Raw genomic sequence first — 3208 nt, 5'->3', positions numbered from 1 at the left:
GCCCCGCCCCCCGACGCCGACGCGACCGAGCTCGCCGAGCTCCTGCGGTCGCTGCAGTGGCGGCTGCGCCGGCGGGCCGGGGCGGACCTGGACGACCTCGGGATCACGCCCGCCCAGGGCCGCGTGCTGCGCGTCGTGGCGCACAGCGAGGAGCCGCCGCGCATGGGCCAGCTCGCCGAGCGCCTGCACATCGCCCCCCGCTCGGTGACCGACCTCGTCGACCCCCTGGAGGAGGCCGGCCTGCTGCGCCGCGAGCAGGACCCGGGCAACCGCCGGTCGTGGCGGCTGCGGCTGACCGAGGCCGGCACCGACGTGCACGCCGAGCTGCGCCGGCGCTCGCGGGCGTCGGCGGCCACGGCCTTCGCGGTGCTCGAGCCGGGCGAGCGGGCGGCCCTGAGGGCGTTGCTGCAGCGCGTCGACGCGGGCCTCGACGCGAGCGCGCCGGGACCGGCCGGCACGACGTGAGGCGGCGGCGTCCCCGGACGTGACGACGCCGCCCACCCCGGCGGGGGCGGACGGCGTCGTGCGGCCTCGTGCGGGGGCCGCCGGTCAGGACACGCGCGAGAGCTGTCGCGCCCGGCGGGCGACGGCCACCTGCACCCGCGCCTGGACGTCGCTGCGGCCGATGACGCGCAGCAGGTCCTCGCAGACGCCCTCGGCGGCCGCCACGACCGCGGGGATGTCCGCGGTCGGCTCGACGAGGGCACGCAGGGTCACGACGCGGCCGCCGCGCGTGCCGCGGGACAGGGCCCCGCGCGCCGAGCGCACCCCGGCCGTGGCGGACAGCACGTCCGCCGCGACCGCGACGGGGGAGTCGAGGTCGAGCTGCAGCCGGCGCCCCGGGGCGCTGCCGCTCAGCGCGACCGTGCCCCCGGCCCGCTCCGGCAGGTGGCTCACGAGCCACCACAGGCCCAGCAGGACGAGCACGGCCCCGCCCGCCCCCGCCGCCACGGGCCACCACGAGGCGCCGAAGGCGGTCCCGAGCGCCCCCGTCGAGACGGCGTCCGGGGCGGGCACGCCCGCCGGCAGGCGCCGGGCGCCCCACAGGGCGGCGGCGACGCCGCCGGTCAGCAGCACGAGCCCCAGCAGCAGGGCGACCACGCGGTCCAGTCGCAGCACGGAGCGCCTCACCGGGTGCCTCCCTCGTCCTCGGAGCGCAGCCGCACGACGATCGCGGGCGGCCTGGTCAGGGCGGACAGCTGGTGCGCGACGGCGGCGCGCACCGGTTCCTCGACGCCGTCCAGCGAGGTCGCCCGGCCCCGCACGACGACGCGGCGGCGGGTCGCGTCGGCCGAGGCGTCGAGCACCCCGTCGACGTCGCGCGCCGCTCCCGCCGCGAGGCGGGCGACGTCGCGGACGCCGAGGTAGGCGCCGGAGCCGACGGCCAGGGTGCGGCGCGTGCGGCGGCGCAGGGCCACCACGACGAGCCAGAGGCCGAGCAGGGCCGCCACCGCGCCGACGGCGATCGCGACCGCCCCCGGCGCCGCGCCGTCCAGGGCGTCGGCCGCGGGCGGCAGCCACGGCGACCCGCCGACGGCGCCGCCGCTGACGAGCGCCTCGCGCAGCAGGAGCGCGCCCAGGACCACCAGCAGGACGGCCAGCAGGGGCCCGACGGTGCCGACCGGGCCGGCCCCCGTGGGCGCCGGGGTGGGACGCCCCGGCGCGCCGGCGCTCACCGGACCCTCGCCCGCGGCGGCGTGGCGCCCTGCACGACCTTGGCGACGGTGACGGCGACGGCGTCCACCCGCACCCCGGCCAGGGTCTCCAGGCGCTCGGCCACGCCGTCGCGGACGCGGGTCGCCACCTCGGCCGCGGGCCGCGGCCAGAGCGTCGCGACCTCGACCTCGACGCGCACGCGGGAGCCCGCCACGACGCACGACGCGCGGGGCAGGCCGCGACCGAGGGCACCGCCGACCGCGGTGGTCACCGTGCCGGTGAGGCTGCCGTCGGAGGTGCTGCGCGGGGCGACGCCGTCCACGCGGGCGGCGGCGGCCTCCGCGATGCGCTGCACGACGCGGTCGGCGATCTCCAGCCGGCCGCGCCGGCCCGCCTCGACGAGCGCGGGGTCAGCCACGACTGCGGCCGGGCAGCAGGCTGCCCAGGTCGACGCGGCCCTCGAGCTGGGCGCCGACCAGGTAGCCGACGACGCCCAGCAGCAGGGCCAGCAGGAACCAGCCGAGGCCGCCGACGGCGGCCACGAGGGCCAGGAGCAGACCGGCGAAGAGGCCTGCGGTGGAAGGTGACACGAGAACTCCCGGGACGAGGGACGAGCGGGGGGAAGGGGTCAGGCGGACGGCGGTGCCGCGTCGAGGACGTCCTCGACGTGCACCTGGACGGGCAGGTCCACGCGGGCGGCGACCACGGCGTGGACCTCCTGCGCGACGGCCTGCGCGGGGTGGCCCGCGGCGAGGACGAGGTGGACCTCGACGGCGTCGCGGCCGCTGCGGATGCCGGTCACCCGGCGCCCCGGCAGGTAGGTCGCGACCTCGCCGAAGCGGCCGGGGTGCAGCTTCGCGACGCCGGGGACGGCGAGGACGAGCGAGGCGAGCTCGTCGACGTCCGCCGTCCCCGGGCCGCGCGGGTCAGCGGGTGTCACAGGACGCGCGCGGGACGGGCGGTGTCCTCCTCGACGTCCTCCTCGGGGAGGTGGATGTCGTTGACGGAGATGTTCACCTCGGTGACCTGCAGCCCGGTCATGCGCTCGACGGAGGTGATGACGTTGCGCCGCACGGCGCTCGCGAGGTCGTCGATGGCCACGCCGTACTCGGCGATGATGTCGAGGTCGATGGCGGCCTGGCTCTCGCCGACCTCCACCGAGACGCCCTGCGAGTGGTTGGTGCGGCCGCCGGGGATGCGCTCGCGCAGCGCGCCGACGGCGCGGGCGGCGCCGCCGCCCACCGCGAAGACGCCCGAGACGTCCTTCGTCGCGATGCCGGCGATCTTGCTCACGACGGTGTCGGCGATGGACGTGGTGCCCTGGTCGCTCGACAGCCGGCTGGAGGCCACGGACACCGACGGGGCGGCGGGGGTCGTGGTGATGGTCTTCTCGGACACGGGGGCTGCTCCTCGGACTCAGTCGTCCCGCCGGGCTCCCCGGCGGGGGACCGGCCGCCGCAGCGGTCGGTCACCGGGTACGAGTCGCGAGCGCCCCGATCCTCACGGCCGCCCGGGCGTGACCTGCGCCACAGGCGGTCGGTGGGTCCGGGGG

The 3208-nt window shown here is 79.1% G+C and carries 7 protein-coding genes; 1 reads left to right on the top strand and 6 read right to left on the bottom strand.

Annotated elements, in window-relative coordinates; genetic code table 11:
- A partial coding sequence (locus GTR02_RS20830) for a MarR family winged helix-turn-helix transcriptional regulator (protein ID WP_205709741.1) occupies positions 1-465 on the top strand: 465 nt, incomplete at its 5' end.
- An 84-nt stretch (positions 466-549) separates the two neighbouring features.
- Here GTR02_RS20830 and GTR02_RS20825 read toward each other — a convergent pair.
- The 6 genes from GTR02_RS20825 to GTR02_RS20800 are packed head-to-tail and all read right to left on the bottom strand — an operon-like array spanning position 550 to position 3054.
- Complete coding sequence (locus GTR02_RS20825; RefSeq protein ID WP_166609387.1) at positions 550-1119, bottom strand: hypothetical protein; 570 nt, start codon at positions 1117-1119, stop codon at positions 550-552.
- 8 nt (positions 1120-1127) lie between these two features.
- Positions 1128-1676: a DUF6286 domain-containing protein gene (locus tag GTR02_RS24765; RefSeq protein WP_166609386.1), complete on the bottom strand. Its 549-nt coding sequence runs from the start codon at positions 1674-1676 to the stop codon at positions 1128-1130.
- Positions 1673-2074: an Asp23/Gls24 family envelope stress response protein gene (locus GTR02_RS20815; protein WP_166609385.1), complete on the bottom strand. Its 402-nt coding sequence runs from the start codon at positions 2072-2074 to the stop codon at positions 1673-1675. Before GTR02_RS20815 ends, GTR02_RS24765 begins: the two co-directional genes overlap by 4 nt.
- Positions 2067-2246 carry a DUF2273 domain-containing protein gene (locus GTR02_RS23525; protein WP_166609384.1) on the bottom strand — a complete coding sequence of 60 codons (180 nt, stop codon included), beginning with the start codon at positions 2244-2246 and terminating at the stop codon, positions 2067-2069. The genes GTR02_RS20815 and GTR02_RS23525 overlap by 8 nt, the downstream gene beginning before the upstream one ends.
- 38 nt (positions 2247-2284) lie before the next feature.
- Positions 2285-2596: an Asp23/Gls24 family envelope stress response protein gene (locus GTR02_RS20805; RefSeq protein ID WP_166609383.1), complete on the bottom strand. Its 312-nt coding sequence runs from the start codon at positions 2594-2596 to the stop codon at positions 2285-2287.
- Positions 2593-3054, bottom strand: coding sequence for an Asp23/Gls24 family envelope stress response protein (locus GTR02_RS20800; protein WP_338073961.1), 462 nt, complete (start codon positions 3052-3054; stop codon positions 2593-2595). The genes GTR02_RS20805 and GTR02_RS20800 overlap by 4 nt, the downstream gene beginning before the upstream one ends.
- Positions 3055-3208 lie beyond the last annotated feature (154 nt).

It is taken from the genome of Kineococcus siccus (genome assembly GCF_009906795.1).
GTDB lineage: Bacteria > Actinomycetota > Actinomycetes > Actinomycetales > Kineococcaceae > Kineococcus > Kineococcus siccus.
This window is presented reverse-complemented; position numbering and strand designations above follow the sequence as displayed.